This window comes from Bordetella saccharivorans (assembly GCF_045862855.1).
In the GTDB taxonomy this organism is placed as follows: domain Bacteria; phylum Pseudomonadota; class Gammaproteobacteria; order Burkholderiales; family Burkholderiaceae_B; genus Bordetella_A; species Bordetella_A petrii_F.
Map to the genome: position 1 here is coordinate 3,363,247 of NZ_BAAFZO010000001.1, position 21,494 is coordinate 3,384,740.

The following is a 21,494-nucleotide window of genomic DNA, read 5'->3' on the forward strand; positions in this document are numbered from 1 at the left end:
CTTCTTTCTATGAGGGGCTTGGTGCGGAAAAAAAGAGGGATCAGCCGCGGTCGAAATAGCCGGCGCGTATCGCGCTGCCGATCAGGTTGACGATAAGACGTCCGGCGGTGACGCATGTCAGCCGCGCGGGGGTGTCCTTGGCGGGCTGGATTTCCACGATGTCCATGCCGACGACCCGTCCCTTGGCGACCAGGCCGTGGATCAGCTTGCGGGCCTGCACAAACGTGACGCCACCGGGCGCCGGTCCGTCGACGGCGGGCATCACCGTGGCATCCAGCCCGTCGGCATCGATGGACAGGTAGTAGTTGCCTCCGTCGGGTATGCGGTCCAGAACGGCCTGCATGCCGATATCGTGCAGCTCGTAGGCGGTGACGAGTTCGGCGCCGTACGCGCGCGCGGCCTCATAGTCGGCCGGCCGGCCGCTGCCCTGGGCGCGCAGGCCGATCTGGACGATCTTGCCTATGTATGGCAACTCGGACGCCCGCCGGATTGGACTCGACAGGCCGTCGCGCACGCCATTGACTTCATCGCGCCAATCCAGGTGCGCGTCGACGTGCACCAGTGTCACGGTTTCGCTCAATTCCTCGTAGGCGCGCAGTACCGGATTGGTGATGCCATGGTCGCCGCCGAGCACGATGGGCAGGCCCCGCCCGCGCAGAATGCGGCGCACGACCTGCTCGCAGCGGCGGTGGTGCTCGCCGGGGACGGCCAGGTCGGGCAGGACGTCGCCGCAATCGACAAAGCGGATATCGGACCGGCCCTGCAACAAGGGGCCGTCGATATCGAAGTCGTAGTGTTCCGGCGCCCTGACGATGCGGTCGGTGACGTCCCGGATCGCCTGCGGCGCGCGCGTCTGGTCGTTGCTGAACGCCTGCGGCGTGTAGGGCGAGCCGAACGGCATGCCGACGATGGCGATGTCGGCTCGCAGATTGTCCAAGTCGGTCGCCAGTTCGGAATAGAGCAGGGTGGGGTGTCCCGTCCTGGGCGCGACGGTGAGCGGCTGCGTGGGCGTGGCTGGCAAAGTGGACTCCGCTGGTGAGTTGGCAAAGACGATGCGCTGATTACTGTACGGGTGGGAAGTGGAATCAAAAAATGATATTTTTGTTGGGATAGTATTGAAATACGAAACCTTTTCGCCGGCTGCGCGCCGCTTCCGCCATGCTCAAGCTGGATTTCGATGAACGCGATCTGCGCTCGCTGCGCGTGTTCTGCCATGTGGCCCAGGCGGGCGGCTTCGCCGCCGCGGAACGGCGCCTGTTGATGTCGAAGGCTTCGATCAGCCGCCATGTGCGCGAAGTCGAGGCCCGCCTGGGGGTGCGCCTGTGCGAACGCGGCCCCGGGGGCTTTCGCCTGACGGCCGAAGGCAGCGTGGCATTGGATCTCGCCACCAGCGCGCTGCACGCGCTGAGCCGCATCCGTTCGGAAGTCGATGCCGTTCACGGCGTGCTGTCGGGGCCGCTGACCATCGGCATGGGCGAGCATTCGCTGACCCATCCAACGTGCCGGCTGCCCGAGGCATTGCGGGAACTGCACCGGCAGGCGCCCAACGTGCAACCGGAAATCCTGGTGATGTCGTTCAATGAGCTGGACCAGGCCTTGCGCACCCAGCGCATCGATATCGCCATACGCGGCAAATACCGCGAGGACCGTGATTTCGAGTACCTGCCGCTATACGTGGAGACACACTGCATGTACGTATCCAGCCAGGCGGGGCGCGCGTCCGACGCGGTGCGCCTGCCGCTGGTCTACCGCAGCCATCCCTATGTCGAGCAGGCGCTGGCGACGGGCCGCTACCAGCGCGGCCCGGAAGCGGGCGGGCTGGACGCCATCGGCGCCTTGGTGGCCACGGGGTATTATCAGGGGCTGCTGCCTACCCACTACGGGGAGCTGCTGCAGGAACGCTTTGGCCTGCGGCGGGTGGCGGGTGGCCCGGAGTACTCGCATGTGGGCTGTGCCGTCACGCTCGCTTCGCGCCAGCTCAGCCATCGCGCGGCGCTGTTCCTGAGCGTGCTGCGCGGCCTGCATCAGGCGAAAGGCCTGCACCGGTTCTAGGCAGGATCCAGGTCTTGATCCCTTGAGGCGGCGCGGCCGGTCCGGTGGGCCGGCCAAGGCCGGCCAAGCCAATCGAAACAGCTAAAAAAAAATAGCCAACCCTTGAAGTTGGCTATTATCTAGACGATTGATGAATCACGGAAATTTGGTGGAGCCGGGGGGAATTGAACCCCCGTCCGCAAGCCCTCCGCAACCAGTTCTACATGCGTAGTCGGCCTATTTGGATTTAACCCTGGACTTAGCCAGCCGACAGGCCGGACCAGGGCGATTCACGTAATTTAAGCCTGAACCGTGTGACCCCAGCGCAGACCGATTCCTTGTAAATGTCGCTGCTGCGGTTCGGGGTTGCCCCCTGGGAAGTTGCCTTCCCCCGCCTGACCCAAGGACAGATCAGTGCAGCGGCTCACCGATTAAGCGGCGAGAGCGAAACGCTCGTCGTTGGCGTTTGTAGTGTTCCAGTGGATTAACGAGCGAACTGGTGCTCGGCATGCCCTGAGTTGTTTCGCGACCCACGTCGAATCCGGATCGGCCCCAAGTTGTTTTAATTGTACCCGAAATGGCATCGAACCGACAGTATCGCGCCCCGTTCAGGCCCGCTTGCCGGACGCATGCCGCATGGCGCGCAACGGCCGCCGCGTGGTGGCCATCAGCAGCAGGGCCAGGCCCATCGCCGCCGCCATGATGCCGGCGGCCGCGCCGCCCAGTGCCGCCAGGCCATGATGGTCGATCACCAGCCCGCCGACCAGGGCGCCGATGCCGATGCCGATATTGGCGCCCGAGATGTTCAGCGACGCGGCGAAGGCGGGCGCGTCGGGAGCGGCCTTCATCAGGCGCACATGATTCACGATGAACATCGCCGCCTGCGCAATGCCCCATACGCCCAGCGTCGTCGCCAGCAGGACCGGCGTGCGCATGGCGGGCGCGGCCAGGACCTGGCCGAACGCCAGCAGGGCCGCGAACAGCAAGGTGGCGCCCAGCGGGCTGCGGTCGACCAGCCGGCCGCCGGCCCAGTTGCCCAGCAGCCCGATGGCGCCGAACGCCATCATCGACCAGCCGACCAGCCGGCCGTCGAAGCCGGCCAGGCGTTCCAGCATGTCGGCCAGATAGGTATAGGCAGTGAACATGCCGGTGAACGCCAGCACCGACAGCAGCACCTGCCCGAGCATCCGCGCGTCGCGCAGGATGCGCAGCTGCGTCCGCAGGGCGACGGCATGGGACTGCAGCCGCGGCCGCGGGAAGCAGGCCCAGAGCAGCAGCGCCTTGGCGAAGGCCAGGACGGCCAGCACCCCGAACGCGGCGCGCCAGCCGAAGCCGTCGGAGATCAGCACGCCGATGGGAATGCCGAATACCGTGGCCGCCACGGTGCCGAACGCTACCAGCGACACTGCCCGGCCGGCGCGCGCCGGGCCTGCCAGCTCGACCGCGGTGGCGCTGGCCAGCGACCAGAACACCGGCAGGGCCAGGGCAGGCACGAAGCGGGCCAGCGCCATGACCCAGATGTTCGGCGCCAGTGCGGCCAGCAGGTTGGCGGCGCCGAACAGCGTCAGCACGGCGACGAACAGCCGCTTGCGGTCCACGTTGGCCATCAGCGCCGTCAGCAGCGGACCGACGGCCGCCACCGTAAAGGCGAACAGCGTGACCAGCAGGCCGGCCTGGGACACGGTTACCTGCAGGTCGCGCGCCAGCGGCGGCAGCAGGCCGACGATCAGGAATTCCGTCGTCAGGATGGTGAATCCGGCGACAGAGAGCAGCAGAATAGGCAATAGCATGCGATTCCCGTACGCGCCGCGAGGGCGCGGCGCGATGAGCAGAAACTGGAAAAAAAGATGGCCGCCGCATGGGGCCGGAGGTGCGTTCCGCGCCCCGCCCTTGCGAGCACGGCTCTATGGGCAGGGGACGAAAGCAATGCGTCGATACGCTACTGTAGTGAAACCGGCGCCCGGGATAAAGAGCGGCGCTCCGGCATGACTGTTCGGTATTCCCGAACCGTCGCGGCCCATCCGGGCCGGGATGGCTGCAGCGGCGCTCAGCGCACGTCGGCCGGCAACAGCGGTTCGATGGCGTCCCAGAGCTCGTCGGGCGTGTTGGCGCAGGCCTCGGCCGACCAGGTGGTGACGTTCTCGTCCTGGCCCAGGTAGCCGTAGGCGGCGGCCACGGCCGGCATGCCGGCCGCGTGGGCCGCCTGGATGTCGCGCAGGTCGTCACCCACGTAGACGCAGCGGTCGGTGGCGTAGCCGGCCTCGCGCGCGGCGTGCAGGAGCGGCGCGGGATGCGGCTTGGCGTGTTCGGTGGTGTCGCCGCACACCAGCACGGCGCTGTCGCGCGTCAGGCCCAGGAACTCGACGATAGGCAGGGTCAGGTGCGTGACCTTGTTGGTGACGATGCCCCATGCCAGCCCGCGTGCGCGAATGCCGTCGAGCAGGGCGGCAATGCCCGGAAAGAGCCGGCTGTGCACGGTGGACCCGGCGGCGTAGTCCTGCAGGAACTGCTGGCGGGTCGGCTCGTAATCGGGCTGCCCGGGCAGCAGGTCCAGCGCGATCCGCAGCAGGCCGCGCGCGCCTTGCGAGGCGACCGGGCGCAGGAGTTCGTAGGGCAGGGGTTCCAGGCCCCGGCGGACGCGTTGCTGGTTGGCGGCCGCAGCCAGGTCGGGGGCGGTGTCGGCCAGGGTGCCGTCGAAGTCGAACAGGATCAGGGCGCTCATTTGCGAGTGGCCATCAGGTAATTCACCGAGGTGTCCTCCGACAGGCTGTAGACCTGGGTTATGGGGTTGTATTCCATGCCGCGCATGCTGGCGGGTTCCAGGCCGGCCTGGCGCGCGGCCGCCGCCAGCTCGCTGGGCTTGATGAACTGCTCGTGGCTGTGGGTGCCGCGCGGCAGCAGCCGCAGCACGTATTCGGCGCCGATGATGGCGTAGAGGAACGACTTGGCGTTGCGGTTCAGCGTCGAGAAAAACACCCAGCCGCCCGGCTTGGCCAGGGCCGCGCAGGCGCGCACCACGGAGCCCGGGTCGGGCACGTGCTCGAGCATTTCCATGCAGGTCACGACGTCGTAGCGGCCCGGCTGCTCGGCGGCCAGCTGTTCCACCGGCACGGCGCGGTATTCCACTTGCACGCCGGATTCCAGGCCGTGCAGGCGGGCGATCTTCAGCGAGCGCTCGGCCAGGTCGATGCCGGTGACCTGGGCTCCGGCGACCGCCATGCTTTCAGAGAGGATGCCGCCGCCGCAGCCGACGTCCAGGACAGTCTTGCCGGCCAGGCTGCCGGCGCAGTCCTGGATCCAGCCCAGGCGCAGGGGGTTGATGGCGTGCAGCGGCTTGAATTCGCTTTCCGGGTCCCACCAGCGGGCGGCCAGGGCGGCGAACTTGTCCAGCTCGGCCTGGTCGGCGTTGATGCCAGGGGTGGCGGGGGCGGAGGGATGGGTCGTCATGGGCGGCTTGGCGGCAAAAAAAGGGCCTCGCTATGCGAGGCCCTTCATTGTAGCGGCTAGCGCGTCGATTAACGGCGGCTACCCACGACTTCGATTTCAACGCGACGGTTCTGGGCACGGCCTTCACGCGTCTTGTTGGAAGCGACGGGCTGCAGTTCGCCCTTGCCTTCCGTGTAGATGCGGTTGGGGTCGACGCCCTTGCTGACCAGGTACGACTTGACCGAAGCGGCACGGCGCTCGGACAGCTTCTGGTTGTAGGCTTCGGTACCGATCGAGTCGGTGTGGCCGACGGCGATGATGGTTTCCAGATCGATGCCCGAAGCTTGCTGAGCGACTTGGTCCAGCAGTTGACGGCCTTCCGGCTTCAGGGTCGACTTGTCGAAATCGAAGAACGTATCGGCATTGAAGACGACCTTGGTGGCCATGGGAGTGGGCTTCGGAGCTTGCGCGACCGGCACGCCGTCGCAGCCCGGGACGCCGGTGGCCGGGGTCCAGAAGGCATCGCGCCAGCACAGTTCATTGGTGCCGTTCATCCACACGTCGCCGAACGGGTTGCGCCAGTTGTCAACCGTTTCGGGGTACGACTGGGCCGAGGCTACACCAGAGGCCGTAACGGCGGCGAAGGCGAGCGCCAGAGCGAATTTGGAGGGTTTGTTCATGTTTCTCCTCGTTGAGCTTGAAGCTGGATAAGTGACTCGCAGCGAACCCCCGCCGCATATCAGGAAAACGGGGCCAGTATAGCAACGCTCAGAAAAGGTTCAAAGGATCGCTACCGGGTCTCCCTGCGTGCTGGAAACAATCTTAAGGCATTTGATGATCTTTGGCTTCCCTCGCAAGCCGCATTGATGCTGGATATGATCTTTTCTTCTCTATGTGCGGTGAGGGATGTTGGTTTTTGGCAACAGGGCGGTGAAAACTGCCAGATGCTTTCGCCATGCATGCCCGCGCTGCCGGTTTCCCGGTCATCGGACAATCGGGTGATAGAATTTCCTGTTTACCCGGCCCGGGTTTCTCTTACTCGATTCAGTCGCTATATATATGGATTCCTTCGCCAAGGAGACGCTTCCGGTATCGCTGGAAGAAGAGATGCGCCGCAGCTACCTGGATTACGCCATGAGCGTGATCGTCGGGCGGGCGCTGCCGGATGTGCGCGACGGCCTCAAGCCCGTGCACCGGCGCGTGCTCTACGCGATGCACGAGCTGAACAACGACTGGAACCGCGCTTACAAGAAGTCCGCCCGCATCGTCGGCGACGTTATCGGTAAGTACCACCCGCACGGCGACCAGTCGGTCTACGACACCATCGTCCGCATGGCGCAGGATTTCTCCATGCGCTACATGCTGGTCGACGGCCAGGGCAACTTCGGCTCGATCGACGGCGACAGCGCCGCGGCCATGCGTTACACGGAAATCCGCCTGGCCAAGATCGCCCACGAGCTGCTGGCCGATATCGACCAGGAAACGGTCGATTTCGGGCCCAACTACGACGGCAGCGAGCAAGAGCCGCTGCTGCTGCCCTCGCGGCTGCCCAACCTGCTGGTCAACGGCAGCTCGGGGATCGCGGTGGGCATGGCGACCAACATCCCGCCGCACAACCTGCAGGAGGTGGTCGACGGCTGCCTGTACTGCCTGCGCAATCCCGACTGCTCGGTCGACGAGCTCATCGAGGTTATTCCGGCGCCCGACTTCCCCACCGGCGGCATCATCTACGGCATGGCCGGCGTGCGCGAGGGCTATCGCACCGGCCGCGGCCGCGTGGTCATGCGCGCCAAGACCCACTTCGAGGACATGGAGAAGGGCAACCGGCAGGCCATCGTGGTCGACGCCATCCCCTACCAGGTCAACAAGAAGACGCTGCAGGAGCGCATCGCCGAACTGGTCAACGAGAAGAAGATCGAAGGCATCGCCGACATCCGCGACGAGTCCGACAAGGACGGCATGCGGCTGGTCATCGAGCTCAAGCGCGGCGAGGTGCCCGAGGTCATTCTCAACAACCTGTACAAGAACACGCAGCTGCAGGACACCTTCGGGATGAACCTGGTGGCGCTGGTCGACGGCCAGCCGCGCCTGCTCAACCTGAAGCAGATGATCACCTACTTCCTGCAGCATCGCCGCGAAGTGGTGACGCGCCGCACGGTGTTCCAGCTGCGCAAGGCGCGCGAGCGCGGCCATGTGCTGGAAGGCCTGGCGGTGGCGCTGGCGAACATCGACGATTTCATCGCCATCATCAAGGCCGCGCCCACCCCGCCGGTGGCGCGCCAGGAACTGATGTCGCGCTCCTGGGATTCTTCCCTGGTGCGCGAGATGCTGTCGCGCACCGAACTCGACGCGGTGGGCGGGCGCGCGGCGTTCCGCCCGGACGACCTGCACGAGAGCTTCGGCCTGCAGGGCGACGGCCTGTACCGCTTGAGCGAGACGCAGGCGCAGGAAATCCTCAACATGCGCCTGCAGCGCCTGACCGGGCTCGAGCAGGACAAGATCGTCGGCGAGTACAAGGACGTCATGGCGACCATCGCCGACCTGCTCGACATCCTCGCCAAGCCCGAGCGCATCACCACCATCATCGGCGAGGAACTGCAGGCCATCAAGGCCGAGTTCTCCACCGGCGCCAAGGACGCGCGCCGGTCCGAGATCGAGCTGAACGCCACGGAACTCGACACCGAGGACCTGATCACGCCGACCGACATGGTGGTGACGCTGTCGCACGCCGGCTACATCAAGAGCCAGCCCTTGTCGGAATATCGCTCGCAGAAGCGCGGCGGACGCGGCAAGCAGGCCACGGCCATGAAGGAAAACGACTGGATCGACCAGCTCTTCATCGCCAATACGCATGACTACCTGCTGTGCTTCTCCGACCGCGGCCGGGTGTATTGGCTGAAGGTCTGGGAAGTGCCGCAAGGCACGCGCAATTCGCGCGGCAAGCCGATCGTCAACATGTTCCCGCTGGCCGACGGCGAGAAGATCACCGTGGTGCTGCCCGTCAAGGAATTCAGCGAAGACAACTACGTCTTCATGGCGACTTCGCGCGGCACCGTCAAGAAGACGCCGCTGTCCGACTTCTCCAACCCGCGCAAGGCCGGCATCATCGCGGTGGCGCTGGACGACGGCGACTACCTGATCGGCGCCGATCTCACCGACGGCAAGCACGACGTGATGCTGTTCTCCGACGCCGGCAAGGCCGTGCGCTTCGACGAGAACGACGTCCGCCCCATGGGCCGCAACGCCCGCGGCGTGCGCGGCATGACGCTCGAGGACGGCCAGACGGTCATCGCGCTGCTGGTGGCCGGCGACGAGTCGCAAAGCGTGCTGACCGCCACCGAGAACGGCTACGGCAAGCGCACGTCCATCACCGAATACACCCGCCACGGCCGCGGCACCAAGGGCATGATCGCCATCCAGACCTCCTCGCGCAACGGCAAGGTGGTGGGCGCGGTGCTGGTGATGCCGTCCGACGAGATCATGCTGATCACCACCGGCGGCGTGCTGGTGCGCACCCGGGTCGGCGAGATCCGTGAAATGGGCCGCGCCACGCAGGGCGTCACCCTGATCAGCGTGGATGACGGTAGCAGCCTGTCGGGCGTGCGCCGGGTGGTCGAAAGCGACGCCGACGTCGACGACGAAGAAGAATCCGAAGCCATGGATGCCGACGGCGATTCCGGCGCTTCGCCCGAACCGACCGAACCTACGGAGTAATCATGGCCCGTCCCTGGAACTTCTCGGCAGGCCCGTCGGCCTTGCCCGAGCCGGTGCTGCGGCAGGCCGCCGCCGAAATGCTGGATTGGCGCGGCAGCGGCATGTCCGTCATGGAAATGAGCCACCGCGGCAAGCATTTCGTGGAGATCTGCGACCAGGCCGAAGCCGACCTGCGCGACCTGCTGGGCATATCGCCCGATTACGCCGTGATGTTCATGCAGGGCGGCGGGCTGGGCGAAAACGCCATCGTACCCATGAACCTCATCGGGCGGCGCGGCCAGCCCGCCGCCGACTTCGTGGTGACGGGGCATTGGTCCACGCGCTCGCACAAGGAAGCGGGCCGCTACGGCAACACCCATATCGCCGCCAGCAGCGGCACCGCCACCGAGATCGACGGGCGCGAACAGGGGCCCTGGACCTGGGTGCCGCCGGTCGAGGCCTGGCAGGTGCGGCCGGAGGCCGCCTACCTGCATTTCTGCAGCAACGAGACCATCAATGGCGTCGAGTTCACCGACTGGCCCGATACCGCCGCGCTGGGCGCGCCGGACGTGCCGCTGGTGGTCGACGCGTCCTCGCACTTCCTGTCGCGTCCCATGGACATCGCGCGCGCCGGCCTGGTGTTCGCCGGCGCCCAGAAAAATGCCGGCCCGGCCGGCGTCACCGTGGTGATCGCGCGCCGCGACCTGCTCGGCAAGGCATTGCCGATCTGCCCCTCGGCGTTCGACTACGCCAACGTGGCGGCCGAGCATTCGCGCTACAACACGCCGCCGACCTTCGCCATCTACATGGCCGGCCTGGTGTTCAAGTGGGTCAAGGAGCAGGGCGGCGTGGCCGGCATGGAGGCCGCCAACCGCGCCAAGGCCGACCTGCTGTACGGCTATCTGGACAGCACGTCCTTCTACCGCAACCCCGTGCACGCCGCGGCGCGCTCGCGCATGAACGTGCCGTTCGTGCTGCGCGATGAATCGCTCAACGACGCCTTCCTGCAGGGCGCCGAAGCGGCCGGGCTGATGCAGCTCAAGGGCCACAAGAGCGTGGGCGGCATGCGCGCCTCGATCTACAACGCCATGCCGCTGGACGGCGTGCGGGCGCTGGTCGACTACCTGCGGGATTTCGAGCGCCGCCATGGATGATTCCCTGCAAGGCAAGCTCAAGCCGCTGCGCGAGCGCATCGACGCCATCGATGCGCAGATCCTCGACCTGCTGTCGCAGCGCGCCCGCGCCGCGCTCGAGGTCGGCGAGGCCAAGCACGCCGCGGCCGCCGACGGCCCGGTGCTGCGCCCCGAACGCGAGGCGGAAGTCATCCGCCGCCTGCAGCAGCTCAACCCCGGCCCGTTTCCGCGCGATGCCGTGGCCTCGGTCTGGACGGAGATCATCTCGGCCTGCCGCGGCCTCGAGCGCGGCATGACCGTGGCCTACCTGGGGCCGCGCGGCTCGTTTTCCGAGCAGGCGGCGCTTGAACATTTCGGCCGCGCCGTGCAGCAGTTGCCTTGTCCGTCGTTCGACGAGGTGTTCCGCGCCGTCGAGGCCGGGCAGGCCGATGTCGGCATGGTGCCGGTGGAAAACTCCACCGAGGGCGCGGTCAACCGCAATCTCGACCTGCTGCTGACCACGCCGCTCAAGATCCTGGGGGAACGCTCGGTCGACATCCGCCACTGCCTCATGACGCAGTCGGGCTCCATGGAGGACGTGACCGCCATCGCCGCGCATCCGCAGGCGCTGGCGCAGTGCCAGGGCTGGCTCAACCGCCATTATCCGGGCCTGGAGCGCGTCGCCGAGGCCAGCAATTCCGAGGCCGCCCGCGTCGCCGCCGGCAACCCGGCGATTGCCGCGATCGCCGGCGAGAGCGCCGCGCCGGCCTGGAACCTGCAGATCGTCGCCGCCGGCATCCAGGACGATCCCAACAACCGCACCCGCTTCCTGGCGGTGGGCGACATCCAGCCGCTGCCCAGCGGCCGGGACAAGACCAGCCTGATCCTGGCCGTGCCCAATCGCGCCGGCGCGGTCTACGACATGCTGGCGCCGCTGGCCGCCAACGGCGTGTCGATGACCCGTTTCGAGTCGCGCCCGGCACGCACCGGCCAGTGGGAATACTATTTCTACGTCGACGTGCTGGGGCACCGCGACGACCCGCAGGTCGCCCGCGCGCTGGCCGACCTGCAGGCGCAGGTTGCTTTCATCAAAGTGCTGGGCTCATACCCGGCGCAGTAATTCCTTACGCGTACGCGCACCGCCATGACCACTCCCAAGCCGTTGACCGCTCCCGCCCACGTCAGTGCCATCGCGCCCTACCAAGCGGGCAAGCCCATCGATGAACTGGCCCGCGAGTTCGGGCTCGACCCGGCCGGCATCGTCAAGCTGGCGTCCAACGAAAACCCCCTGGGCATGCCCGAATCCGCGCGCCAGGCCCTGCTGGCGGCCGCCGAATCGCTGGCGCGCTATCCGGACCCGAACGGTTTCGACCTGAAGTCGGCCCTGGCCGAACGCTACGGCGTGCCGATGGGCTGGATCACGCTGGGCAATGGTTCCAACGACATCCTCGAGATCGCCGCGCTGGCGCTGCTCGAGCCGGGCGCTTCGGCCGTGTACGCGCAACATTCGTTCGCGGTGTACCGGCTGGCCACGCAGGCGCGCGGCGCGCGCCACATCCAGGTACCGGCGCGCGACTACGGCCACGACCTGGACGCCATGTTCGCGGCTATCGAGGACGACACCCGGCTGGTGTTCATCGCCAATCCGAACAACCCCACCGGCACTTTCGTGCCGGGCGCCGATGTCGCGGCCTTCCTGGCGCGCGTGCACGAAGCGCACGGCGATCGCGTCACGGTGGTGCTGGACGAGGCCTACAACGAATACCTCGACCCGGAACTGCGCTTCGACAGCGTGGCGCTGGTGCGGCAGTATCCCAACCTGATCGTCTCGCGCACGTTCTCCAAGGCGTACGGCCTGGCCGGGCTGCGCGTGGGCTTCGCGGTGGCGCAACCCGCGCTCACCGACCTGCTCAACCGGGTCCGCCAGCCTTTCAACGTCAATACGCTGGCGCAGGCCGCCGCGATCGCCGCGCTCGGCGATGCCGACTACCTGGCCCGCGCGTACGAGCTGAACAAGGCCGGCAAGCGCCAGTTGTGCGAAGCTTTCGATAGCCTGTCGCTGCGCTACGTGCCCAGCTATGGCAACTTCGTGCTGGTGCGCGTGGGCGACGCGCCGCGCGTCAATCTTGAACTGCTCAAGCGTGGCGTCATCGTCCGGCCAGTGGCCGGCGACGGCCTGCCCGAGTGGCTGCGCGTGACCATCGGCCTGCCGGAGGAAAACCAGCGGTTCATCGCCGCGCTCACGGAAGTCCTGGCCGCATGACGCCCGCCGCGACCGGCGCCGCGACACAGGGGGCCGAGGGCCCCCTGATTCCTGTACTGGCGGTAATCGGCGTCGGGCTGATCGGCGGTTCAGTCGCACTGGCGCTGCGCCAGTCCGGCCAAGTCGGGCGCGTGGTGGGCGCGGGGCGCAATGCGCAATCCCTGGCCCGGGCGCAGGCGCTGGGCCTGATCGATGCCGCCGTCACGCCCGAAGAGGCCGCGCAAGCCGACGTGGTGCTGCTGGCCACGCCGGTGGGCGGGCTGGGGGCAATGCTGGCGCGCCTGCGTCGGCACCTGGGCGCGGCCACGCTGTTGACCGACGCCGGCAGCACCAAGGCCGAAGTGGTCGAGGCGGCGCGCGCCGCGCTGGGCGATCGCGTCGCGCAGTTCGTGCCCGGGCATCCCATCGCCGGGGCCGAGCGCAGTGGCCCCGAGGCCGCCGACGCGGGCCTGTATCGTGGCCGCACCGTGATCCTCACGCCGCTGCCGGAGAACCCGCCGGCCGGGGTCGCGCGCGTGCGCGACTTGTGGCAGGCTTGTGGTGCCCGGGTCATCGACATGGACGCCGCCGCGCATGATCGAGTCCTGGCGTCGGTCAGCCACATGCCGCACCTGCTGGCGGCGGCCTATATGGCGCAGGTGGCCGCGGCCGACGATGCCACGGCGCGGCTGGCCCTCGCCGGCACGGGGTTTCGCGATTTCACCCGCATCGCGGCGGGGTCGCCCGAAATGTGGCGCGACATTTTCCTGTCCAACCGCGCCGCCTTGCGCGCCGAGCTGGCGGCGGTACGGGCCGTGCTGGACCAGGCCGAGCAGGCCATGGCCGCCGGCGACGGCGGCGCCCTCGAGGCGCTGCTGGAGCGCGCCGCGCAGGCGCGCCGCAACTGGCGCAAGGAGTAGCTTTGCCATGACCGGACAGCCGTATCTCGACCTGCCGCGCGCCCGCCAGGCGCGCGGCGTGGTCGCCTTGCCGGGCTCCAAGAGCATTTCCAACCGGGTGTTGCTGCTGGCCGCGCTGGCCGCCGGCCGCACCGACATTTCCGGCTTGCTGGATTCCGACGACACCCGGGTGATGCTGGCGGCCCTGCGCCAGCTCGGGGTCGAGATCGCCGACGGCGGCCCCGGCCGGGCGACGGTGACGGGCGCCGGCCGCTTCGCGGCGGGGCAGGCGGACTTGTTCCTGGGCAACGCCGGCACGGCATTCCGGCCCCTGACCGCGGCCCTGGCCCTGATGGGCGGGCAATATCGCCTGTCGGGCGTGCCGCGCATGCACGAGCGTCCCATTGGCGACCTGGTCGATGCGCTGCGGCAATGGGGCGCCCGGATCGACTACCTGGGGCAGCCGGGCTACCCGCCGCTGGCCATCGGCCGGGGCGAGATCCGCGCCGGCGTGCCGGCGCGCGTGCAGGGCGCGGTGTCCAGCCAGTTCCTCACCGCCTTGCTGCTGGCCGCGCCGGTGCTGGCCCAGGCCAGCGATCGTCCGGTGGTCATCGAAGTAGCGGGCGAGCTGATCTCCAAGCCCTATATCGAGATCACGCTCAACCTGATGGCGCGCTACGGCGTGCGGGTGCAGCGCGACGGCTGGCATTCCTTCACCATCGAAGCCGGCGCCACGTACCGCAGCCCGGGCGCCATCGCCGTCGAAGGCGATGCCTCGTCCGCCTCGTACTTCCTGGCGCTGGGCGCCATCGGCGGCGGGCCGGTGCGCGTCACTGGCGTGGGCGCCGACAGCATCCAGGGCGACGTGGCCTTTGCCCGCACCCTGGCCAGCATGGGCGTGCAGGTCGAATCCGGCCCGGACTGGATCGAGGCGCGCGGCGTGCGCGTCGACCAGGGCGGCCGCCTCAAGGCCTTCGACGCCGATTTCAACCTGATTCCCGACGCCGCCATGACGGCGGCCGCCCTGGCGCTCTACGCCGACGGCCCGTGCCGCCTGCGCAATATCGGCAGCTGGCGCGTCAAGGAAACCGACCGCATCCACGCCATGCATACCGAGCTGTCGAAGCTGGGGGCGGGCGTCGAGTCCGGCCCCGACTGGCTGCGCGTCACGCCGCCGGCCCCGGACGGCTGGCGCGATGCGCACATTGGCACCTGGGACGACCACCGCATGGCCATGTGCTTCTCGCTGGCCGCCTTCGGGCCCGCCGCGGTGCGCATCCTCGACCCGGGCTGCGTCAGCAAGACTTTCCCCGATTATTTCGATGTCTACGCCGGGCTGGTGGCCGGCGCCGACCCGGTACCGAATCATGAGCACTGAGCCCGCTACGCCCGTCGCCGATATCCCCGTCATCGCCATCGACGGTCCCACGGCCTCGGGCAAGGGCACCGTGGCCCATCGGGTCGCCAAGGCGCTGGGCTGGGCCGTGCTCGACAGCGGCGCCCTGTACCGGCTCACGGCGCTGGCGGCCCTGAACCGCGGCCTGGCCGCGGAGGACGAGGCCGGCGTGGCGCGTGTCGCGCAGGACCTGGATGCGCGTTTCGAGGGCCGGCACATCTACCTGGAGGGGGCCGAGGTGGGCGAGGCCATCCGCCAGGAGCGGGTCGGCAACTTCGCGTCCCGCATCGCCGCCTATCCGGCGGTACGGCAGGCGCTGCTCGAGCGCCAGCGGGCATTCCGCGCGCCGCCCGGGCTGGTGGCCGACGGCCGCGACATGGGCACGGTGGTCTTTCCGGATGCGTCCCTCAAGGTATTCCTGGTGGCGGATGTCGAGGCGCGTGCGCAAAGACGCTGTAAGCAGTTGATCGAAAAGGGAATTTCTGCTAATCTATCCGACCTTTTGCGCGATATGCGCGAACGCGACGCGCGCGATACGCAGCGCGCCGCGGCGCCGCTCGTTGCGGCCGCGGATGCGCACGTGCTCGATTCATCCTACCTGACCATCGAGCAAACGGTGCAGGCAGTACTCGATTTCTGGAAAGTTTCAGGCCCTGCCAAGGGTTCGTAGCGCCGGGCGCATGCCCGGGGCGCGGAAGCTGGCAGGTTCATTCACTCCACTGTCGCGGGCAATCCGCTTCGGTGTGTTTTTCAAGGCCATTTTGGCCCAATGGATTTCAACTCAATGTCTTCCGTTTCCACTCCCGCCACCGGCGGCGAAAGCTTCGCCGACCTCTTCGCAGAAAGCCTCAAGACCCAGGACATGAAGTCCGGCGAAGTGATCAGCGCTGAAGTCGTGCGCGTCGACCACAACTTCGTCGTCGTCAATGCCGGCCTGAAGTCCGAAGCGCTGATCCCCCTGGAAGAGTTCCTCAACGACCAGGGCGAACTCGAAGTGCAACCCGGCGATTTCGTCTCGGTGGCCATCGACTCCCTGGAAAACGGCTACGGCGACACCATCCTGTCGCGTGACCGCGCCAAGCGCCTGTCGGCCTGGCTGCAGCTCGAAAAGGCCCTCGAAAACGGCGAACTGGTCACCGGCACCATTACCGGCAAGGTCAAGGGCGGCCTGACCGTCATGACCAACGGCATCCGCGCGTTCCTGCCGGGCTCGCTGGTCGACCTGCGCCCCGTCAAGGACACCACCCCGTACGAAGGCAAGACCCTCGAATTCAAGGTCATCAAGCTCGACCGCAAGCGCAACAACGTCGTGCTGTCGCGCCGCCAGGTGCTGGAAGCCAGCATGGGCGAAGAACGCCAGAAGCTGCTCGAGACCCTGCACGAAGGCGCGGTGGTCAAGGGCGTGGTCAAGAACATCACCGACTACGGTGCGTTCGTCGACCTGGGCGGCATCGACGGCCTGCTGCACATCACCGACATGGCCTGGCGCCGTGTGCGTCACCCCTCCGAGGTCCTGCAGGTGGGCCAGGAAGTCGAAGCCAAGGTCCTCAAGTTCGACCAGGAAAAGAGCCGCGTCTCGCTGGGCGTCAAGCAGCTGGGCGAAGACCCGTGGGTCGGCCTGGCGCGTCGCTACCCGCAGGGCACCCGCCTGTTCGGCAAGGTCACCAACCTGACCGACTACGGCGCGTTCGTCGAGGTCGAGGCCGGCATCGAAGGCCTGGTGCACGTCTCCGAAATGGACTGGACCAACAAGAACGTCGATCCGCGCAAGGTCGTGACCCTGGGCGAAGAGGTCGAAGTCATGGTCCTCGAGATCGACGAAGACCGCCGCCGCATCTCGCTGGGCATGAAGCAGTGCCGCCAGAACCCCTGGGAAGAGTTCGCCACCAACTTCAAGCGTGGCGACAAGGTCCGTGGCGCCATCAAGTCGATCACCGACTTCGGCGTGTTCGTCGGCCTGCCCGGCGGCATCGACGGCCTGGTGCACCTGTCCGACCTGTCCTGGACCGAAACCGGCGAAGAAGCCGTCCGCAACTTCAAGAAGGGCGACGAAATCGAAGCCGTGGTGCTGGGCATCGACACCGACAAGGAACGCATCTCGCTGGGTATCAAGCAGCTGGAAGGCGATCCGTTCAACAACTACGTCGCCACCTATGACAAGGGCGCCGTGGTGCAGGGCGTGATCAAGTCGGTCGAGCCCAAGGGCGCGGTCGTCACCCTGTCGGTCGACGTCGAGGGCTACCTGCGTGCTTCCGAGATCTCCTCGGGCCGCGTCGAGGACGCCACCACCGTGCTGAAGGCCGGCGAAAACGTCGAAGCCATGATCGTCAACATCGACCGCAAGACGCGTTCGATCCAGCTGTCGATCAAGGCCCGCGACAACGCCGAAACGGCCGATACCATCCAGCGCATGTCCGAAGCCAGCGCCTCCTCGGGTACCACCAACCTGGGCGCGCTGCTCAAGGCCAAGCTGGATCAACAGCGCAACGACGGCTGATAAGTGACCAAGTCGGAGCTGATCGCCGCACTGGCGGCCCGCTATCCCCAGCTGGCCGCCCGCGACACCGATTACGCCGTCAAGACCATGCTCGATGCAATGACCCAGGCCCTGGCCTCGGGCCAGCGCATCGAGATCCGGGGTTTTGGCAGCTTTTCACTGTCGCAGCGTTCACCCCGCATCGGGCGCAACCCCAAGTCGGGCGAGCAGGTGCTGGTGCCTGGCAAGCAGGTGCCGCACTTCAAGGCCGGCAAGGAATTGCGCGAGCGGGTCGACATGGCCGGCGGCGACGCCGGCACGCCGTCCGATACCGCCGCGGACGACCCACTGCCCACGCTGCTCGGCATGCATGCCATGTAGGGTTGCGGCAGGGTGGTTGGCCGTTTGCCGCGGCGGCGCATATCCCGATGAAGCCCCTTGCTCGTTCAAGGGGCTTTGCTTTTGCGCGCTTGTGGCGGACCGCCGCGCCGCGGGGCGGCGCATTTGTCGCCGCCGGCAGCGGATTCCGGCCCGCTTCCGCTTACAATTGACAGTCTTGAATTCTCTGGAGCATGCGCCATGCGCTACCTGGTCTGGGCCCTGCGATTGCTCGTTTTCATCGCGGTGCTGATGTTCGCCTTGAAGAACACCGGCCCCGTCGCCGTGAATTTCTACGCCGATTATGTCGTGCAAGACGTCCCGCTCATCGTGGTGATGCTGGTGACGTTCGTGGTGGGCACGGTGTTCGGCCTGCTGTTGACGGTGCCCGCCGCCATGCGCCGGCGCCGCGAAGCCATGCGCCTGCGCCGCGAGGTCGAGCGCCTGCAGGCCGCCGCCAACGGCACGACCCCGCCGGTCGCCCCGGAGGCCATTGCCCCGATGTCGCCGCTGTAAGCGGCGCGCATCGTTTCCCTCGACCGCTACAGAGCTCGCAGCGTGGATTTTGAACCTTGGTGGCTTATTTTCGTGCCCTTGCTGTTTGCATTGGGCTGGCTGGCGGCGCGTTTCGATTTTCGCCAGATGCTGCGCGAAACGCGCACTTTGCCGGATTCCTACTTCCGCGGGCTGAATTTCCTGCTCAATGAGCAACCCGACCGTGCCATCGACGCCTTCGTCGAGGTCGCCAAGCTCGACCCGGAAACCACCGAGCTGCATTTCGCGTTGGGCAGCCTGTTCCGCCGGCGCGGCGAAATGGAGCGCGCCATCCGCGTGCACCAGAGCCTGCTGAACCGGTCCGACCTGCCCGAGGCCGAGCGCGAGCACGCCCAGCACGAACTGGCCCATGATTTCCTCAAGGCCGGCATGCTGGACCGCGCCGAAGCCGCTTTCGAGCAGCTCAAGGACACCCGCTACGCCTTGCCGGCGCTGCGGTCGTTGATCCGCATCTACGAATCCGAACACGACTGGCCGCGCGCCATCGAGGCCGTCAAGACGTTGCACGGCCTGGTCGACGAGCCAGTGCCGCAGATCGTGCACTATTACTGCGAGCAGGCCCAGACCGCCCTGGCGGCCAAGCCGTTTGACGCCGACGCGGCCCACGCGGCGCTCGACGCCGCCGATCATGCGGCCAGCCAGGCGGGCGTCGGCGAAACCGCCGGCAAGGCCGCGAAAGTCCGCACTTCCATGCTGCGCGCGCGCCTGGCCGCCCTCGAGAACGATCCCAAGCGCGAGCGGCTGTACCTCGAGTCCATCCTGGCCGACGCGCCCGAGTTCGCCGGCCTGGTGGCCGAGCAACTGCTGGCCAACTACCGCGCCGCCGACCAGGCGGCCGAGGGCCTTGAACTGCTGCAGAAGCAGTACGGCCATCACGCGTCGCTGGACTTGTTCAACGTCATCTTCCGCGAGCTGCGGGTGCAGCGCGGCGCGGCGCCGGCCTGGGCCTTCGCGCGCGGCGCGCTGCGCCATCATCCATCGCTGCTCGGGCTCGACCGCCTGCTCGAGGCGGAGCTGGGCAGCGCCACGGGCCAGCCGCCGGGGCAAGAGGCCGAGCAAGGGCCCGTGCGCGGCGCCGATCTCACCCTGCTGCGCAGCCTGATCCACAAGCATACGCAGCGCCTGGACCGCTACGCCTGCCGCAATTGCGGCTTCCAGGCGCGGCGGTACTATTGGCAGTGCCCGGGCTGCAATGTCTGGGAGACCTACGCGCCACGCCGTCTGGAAGAACTCGAATGAAATCCTATCCCGCCGAGGCCATTGCGCGCAGCCGCGTGCTCGTCGTGGGCGACATCATGCTGGACCGCTACTGGTTCGGCGAGGTCGACCGTATCTCGCCCGAGGCGCCGGTGCCCGTGGTGCGCGTGGCGCGCCGCGAAGACCGCCTGGGCGGCGCCGCCAACGTGGCGCGCAACGTCGCCGCCCTGGGCGGGCAGGTCACCCTGGTGGGCATCGTCGGCGCCGACGAGGCGGGCGAGGGCATCGGCCGGCTGGCCGGGCAGGCCGGCGTGCAGGCCGACCTGGTGGCCGACGCCGACCATCCCACCACGCTCAAGATGCGCGTCCTGGGCCGCCAGCAGCAACTGCTGCGGGTCGACTTCGAACAGCACCCCGGGCCGGCCACGCTCGACGACCTGGACACCCGCTACGCGCGCCATCTGGCGCAGCACGACGTGGTGGTGCTGTCCGACTACGCCAAGGGCGCGCTCGACCGGGTCCCGGACCTGATCGCCCGGGCGCGCGCCGCCGGCGTGCCGGTGCTGGTCGATCCCAAGGGCGACGACTACGCGCGCTACCGCGGCGCCACCCTGGTCACGCCGAACCGGGCCGAGATGCAGCAGGCGGTGGGCCGCTGGACCACCGAGTCGCAACTGACCGAGCGCGCCCAGCGGCTGCGCGCCGACCTCGAACTCGAAGCCCTGCTGGTGACCCGGTCCGAGCAGGGCATGACGCTTTTCACCGCGGCGGGCCGCGAACATGTCGATGCGCAGGCGCACGAAGTGTTCGACGTGTCCGGCGCCGGCGACACGGTGCTGGCCACCCTGGCGGCCATGCGCGCCATCGGGCAGCCCTGGGCCGAAGCCATGGGCTGGGCCAACCGCGCCGGCGGCATCGTCGTCGGCAAGCTGGGCACCTCGGTCGTCACCGCCGCAGAACTCGCAGGAGAATCCACATGATCGTCGTCACAGGCGCCGCCGGCTTCATCGGCAGCAACCTGGTGCGCGGCCTGAACCGGCGCGGCATCCAGGACATCATCGCGGTCGACGACCTGACCGAGGGCGACAAGTTCCTCAACCTGGTCGATTGCCAGATCGCCGACTACCTCGACAAGGACGAATTCCGCAAGCGCGTCCTGGCCGGCGCGCTGCCGCCGGTGCGGGCCGTGCTGCACCAGGGCGCCTGCTCGGACACCACCGAGCGCAACGGCCGCTACATGCTCGACAACAACTACCGGGTCACGCTGGAGCTGTTCGAGTACTGCCAGGCCCAACGCATCCCGTTCCTGTACGCCTCGTCGGCGGCCGTGTACGGAGGCTCGTCGGTGTATGTCGAGGAGCCCGCCAACGAGCGTCCGTTGAACGTCTACGGCTATTCCAAGCTGCTGTTCGACCAGGTCCTGCGCACCCGCATGGGCAGCCTGACCGCCCAGGTAGTGGGGCTGCGCTATTTCAACGTCTACGGCCCGCACGAGCAGCACAAGGGCCGCATGGCGTCGGTCGCGTTCCACAACATGAACCAGTTCCTGGCCGAAGGGCACGTGCGGCTGTTCGCCGGCTGGGACGGTTACCCCGACGGCGGCCAGAGCCGCGACTTCATCTCGGTCGAGGACGTCGTCGCCGTCAACCTGCATTTCCTCGACAATCCCGGCACCTCGGGCATTTTCAACTGCGGCACGGGGCGCGCGCAGCCGTTCAACGACGTGGCCGCCGCCGTGGTCAACACGCTGCGCGCGGAACGCGGCGAGGCCGCGCTGCCGCTGGACAAGCTGGTCGAGCAGGGGTTGGTGCGCTACATCCCGTTCCCCGAGGACCTGAAGGGGCGCTACCAGAGCTACACCCAGGCCGACGTCAGCCGCCTGCGCGCGGCCGGCTTCAGCGCACCCATGCGCGACGTCCAGACCGGCGTGGCGGAGTACGTACGCTACTGGCGCGCGCGCAAGGCCTGACCGGCAGGCCGCCGGCTGCGTAATTTCCGGGGCGGACTTTCCCGTTCACCGGGGCGCCCGGCCGGGTGGGGCGGCGGCATCATGGCAGGCAGGCGGGCCCTCCGGCCCGCCTTTTCACAC

Annotated in this window: 19 protein-coding genes and 1 other RNA gene; 14 read left to right on the forward strand and 6 right to left on the reverse strand. The window is 67.8% G+C overall.

Annotation, left to right across the window (positions count from 1 at the left end; translation table 11 throughout):
- Positions 1 to 40: 40 nt before the first annotated feature.
- A complete protein-coding gene (locus ACKTT0_RS16110) occupies positions 41 to 1,021 on the reverse strand; it encodes an agmatinase (RefSeq protein ID WP_407850834.1) in 981 nt (326 codons plus the stop codon).
- Positions 1,022 to 1,158: 137 nt separating this feature from the next.
- On the opposite strand from ACKTT0_RS16110, the gene ACKTT0_RS16115 reads away from it, so the two are divergent.
- Positions 1,159 to 2,052, forward strand: coding sequence for a LysR family transcriptional regulator (locus ACKTT0_RS16115; RefSeq protein ID WP_407850835.1), 894 nt, complete (start codon positions 1,159 to 1,161; stop codon positions 2,050 to 2,052).
- A gap of 146 nt (positions 2,053 to 2,198) precedes the next feature.
- Here ACKTT0_RS16115 and ssrA read toward each other — a convergent pair.
- The 5 genes from ssrA to ompA form a co-directional block, all read right to left on the reverse strand.
- Positions 2,199 to 2,585, reverse strand: a transfer-messenger RNA (tmRNA) gene (gene ssrA, locus ACKTT0_RS16120).
- A 54-nt stretch (positions 2,586 to 2,639) separates the two neighbouring features.
- Complete coding sequence (locus ACKTT0_RS16125; RefSeq protein WP_407850836.1) at positions 2,640 to 3,821, reverse strand: MFS transporter; 1,182 nt, start codon at positions 3,819 to 3,821, stop codon at positions 2,640 to 2,642.
- 257 nt (positions 3,822 to 4,078) lie between these two features.
- Positions 4,079 to 4,753 carry an HAD-IA family hydrolase gene (locus ACKTT0_RS16130; RefSeq protein WP_407850837.1) on the reverse strand — a complete coding sequence of 225 codons (675 nt, stop codon included), beginning with the start codon at positions 4,751 to 4,753 and terminating at the stop codon, positions 4,079 to 4,081.
- Positions 4,750 to 5,478, reverse strand: a complete 729-nt coding sequence (ubiG, locus tag ACKTT0_RS16135) for a bifunctional 2-polyprenyl-6-hydroxyphenol methylase/3-demethylubiquinol 3-O-methyltransferase UbiG (RefSeq protein ID WP_407850838.1) — start codon at positions 5,476 to 5,478, stop codon at positions 4,750 to 4,752. Before ubiG ends, ACKTT0_RS16130 begins: the two co-directional genes overlap by 4 nt.
- A 68-nt stretch (positions 5,479 to 5,546) precedes the next feature.
- Positions 5,547 to 6,137 (reverse strand): outer membrane protein OmpA, encoded by a 591-nt coding sequence (gene ompA, locus ACKTT0_RS16140; protein ID WP_407850839.1) that lies wholly within the window; start codon positions 6,135 to 6,137, stop codon positions 5,547 to 5,549.
- 379 nt (positions 6,138 to 6,516) lie between these two features.
- Between ompA and gyrA the strand changes: the two genes are divergently transcribed.
- The 13 genes from gyrA to rfaD all read left to right on the forward strand — a co-directional run bounded on the left by gyrA (position 6,517) and on the right by rfaD (position 21,374).
- On the forward strand, positions 6,517 to 9,171 hold the full coding sequence (gene gyrA, locus ACKTT0_RS16145) for a DNA gyrase subunit A (protein ID WP_407850840.1): 2,655 nt from the start codon (positions 6,517 to 6,519) through the stop codon (positions 9,169 to 9,171).
- Positions 9,171 to 10,304 (forward strand): 3-phosphoserine/phosphohydroxythreonine transaminase, encoded by a 1,134-nt coding sequence (gene serC, locus ACKTT0_RS16150; protein WP_407852442.1) that lies wholly within the window; start codon positions 9,171 to 9,173, stop codon positions 10,302 to 10,304. Before gyrA ends, serC begins: the two co-directional genes overlap by 1 nt.
- The gene (gene pheA / locus ACKTT0_RS16155) at positions 10,297 to 11,382 is read left to right on the forward strand and encodes a prephenate dehydratase (RefSeq protein ID WP_407850841.1); all 1,086 of its coding nucleotides are present in this window, start codon (positions 10,297 to 10,299) and stop codon (positions 11,380 to 11,382) included. Before serC ends, pheA begins: the two co-directional genes overlap by 8 nt.
- Before the next feature lie 24 nt (positions 11,383 to 11,406).
- Positions 11,407 to 12,525, forward strand: coding sequence for a histidinol-phosphate transaminase (gene hisC, locus ACKTT0_RS16160; protein WP_407850842.1), 1,119 nt, complete (start codon positions 11,407 to 11,409; stop codon positions 12,523 to 12,525).
- Positions 12,522 to 13,424: a prephenate dehydrogenase gene (locus tag ACKTT0_RS16165; protein WP_407850843.1), complete on the forward strand. Its 903-nt coding sequence runs from the start codon at positions 12,522 to 12,524 to the stop codon at positions 13,422 to 13,424. The genes hisC and ACKTT0_RS16165 overlap by 4 nt, the downstream gene beginning before the upstream one ends.
- A 7-nt stretch (positions 13,425 to 13,431) precedes the next feature.
- Positions 13,432 to 14,781, forward strand: coding sequence for a 3-phosphoshikimate 1-carboxyvinyltransferase (gene aroA, locus ACKTT0_RS16170; protein WP_407850844.1), 1,350 nt, complete (start codon positions 13,432 to 13,434; stop codon positions 14,779 to 14,781).
- The gene (gene cmk / locus ACKTT0_RS16175; RefSeq protein ID WP_407850845.1) at positions 14,771 to 15,469 is read left to right on the forward strand and encodes a (d)CMP kinase; all 699 of its coding nucleotides are present in this window, start codon (positions 14,771 to 14,773) and stop codon (positions 15,467 to 15,469) included. The genes aroA and cmk overlap by 11 nt, the downstream gene beginning before the upstream one ends.
- A 114-nt stretch (positions 15,470 to 15,583) precedes the next feature.
- Complete coding sequence (gene rpsA, locus ACKTT0_RS16180) at positions 15,584 to 17,296, forward strand: 30S ribosomal protein S1 (RefSeq protein WP_028354227.1); 1,713 nt, start codon at positions 15,584 to 15,586, stop codon at positions 17,294 to 17,296.
- A 3-nt stretch (positions 17,297 to 17,299) separates the two neighbouring features.
- Positions 17,300 to 17,656: an integration host factor subunit beta gene (locus ACKTT0_RS16185; RefSeq protein ID WP_028354226.1), complete on the forward strand. Its 357-nt coding sequence runs from the start codon at positions 17,300 to 17,302 to the stop codon at positions 17,654 to 17,656.
- Between the two features lie 198 nt (positions 17,657 to 17,854).
- Positions 17,855 to 18,169 carry a LapA family protein gene (locus ACKTT0_RS16190; protein WP_094806151.1) on the forward strand — a complete coding sequence of 105 codons (315 nt, stop codon included), beginning with the start codon at positions 17,855 to 17,857 and terminating at the stop codon, positions 18,167 to 18,169.
- 42 nt (positions 18,170 to 18,211) lie between these two features.
- The gene (gene lapB / locus ACKTT0_RS16195) at positions 18,212 to 19,447 is read left to right on the forward strand and encodes a lipopolysaccharide assembly protein LapB (protein WP_407850846.1); all 1,236 of its coding nucleotides are present in this window, start codon (positions 18,212 to 18,214) and stop codon (positions 19,445 to 19,447) included.
- A complete protein-coding gene (gene rfaE1 / locus ACKTT0_RS16200; RefSeq protein WP_407850847.1) occupies positions 19,444 to 20,385 on the forward strand; it encodes a D-glycero-beta-D-manno-heptose-7-phosphate kinase in 942 nt (313 codons plus the stop codon). Before lapB ends, rfaE1 begins: the two co-directional genes overlap by 4 nt.
- Positions 20,382 to 21,374 carry an ADP-glyceromanno-heptose 6-epimerase gene (rfaD, locus tag ACKTT0_RS16205; RefSeq protein ID WP_407850848.1) on the forward strand — a complete coding sequence of 331 codons (993 nt, stop codon included), beginning with the start codon at positions 20,382 to 20,384 and terminating at the stop codon, positions 21,372 to 21,374. Before rfaE1 ends, rfaD begins: the two co-directional genes overlap by 4 nt.
- Positions 21,375 to 21,494 lie beyond the last annotated feature (120 nt).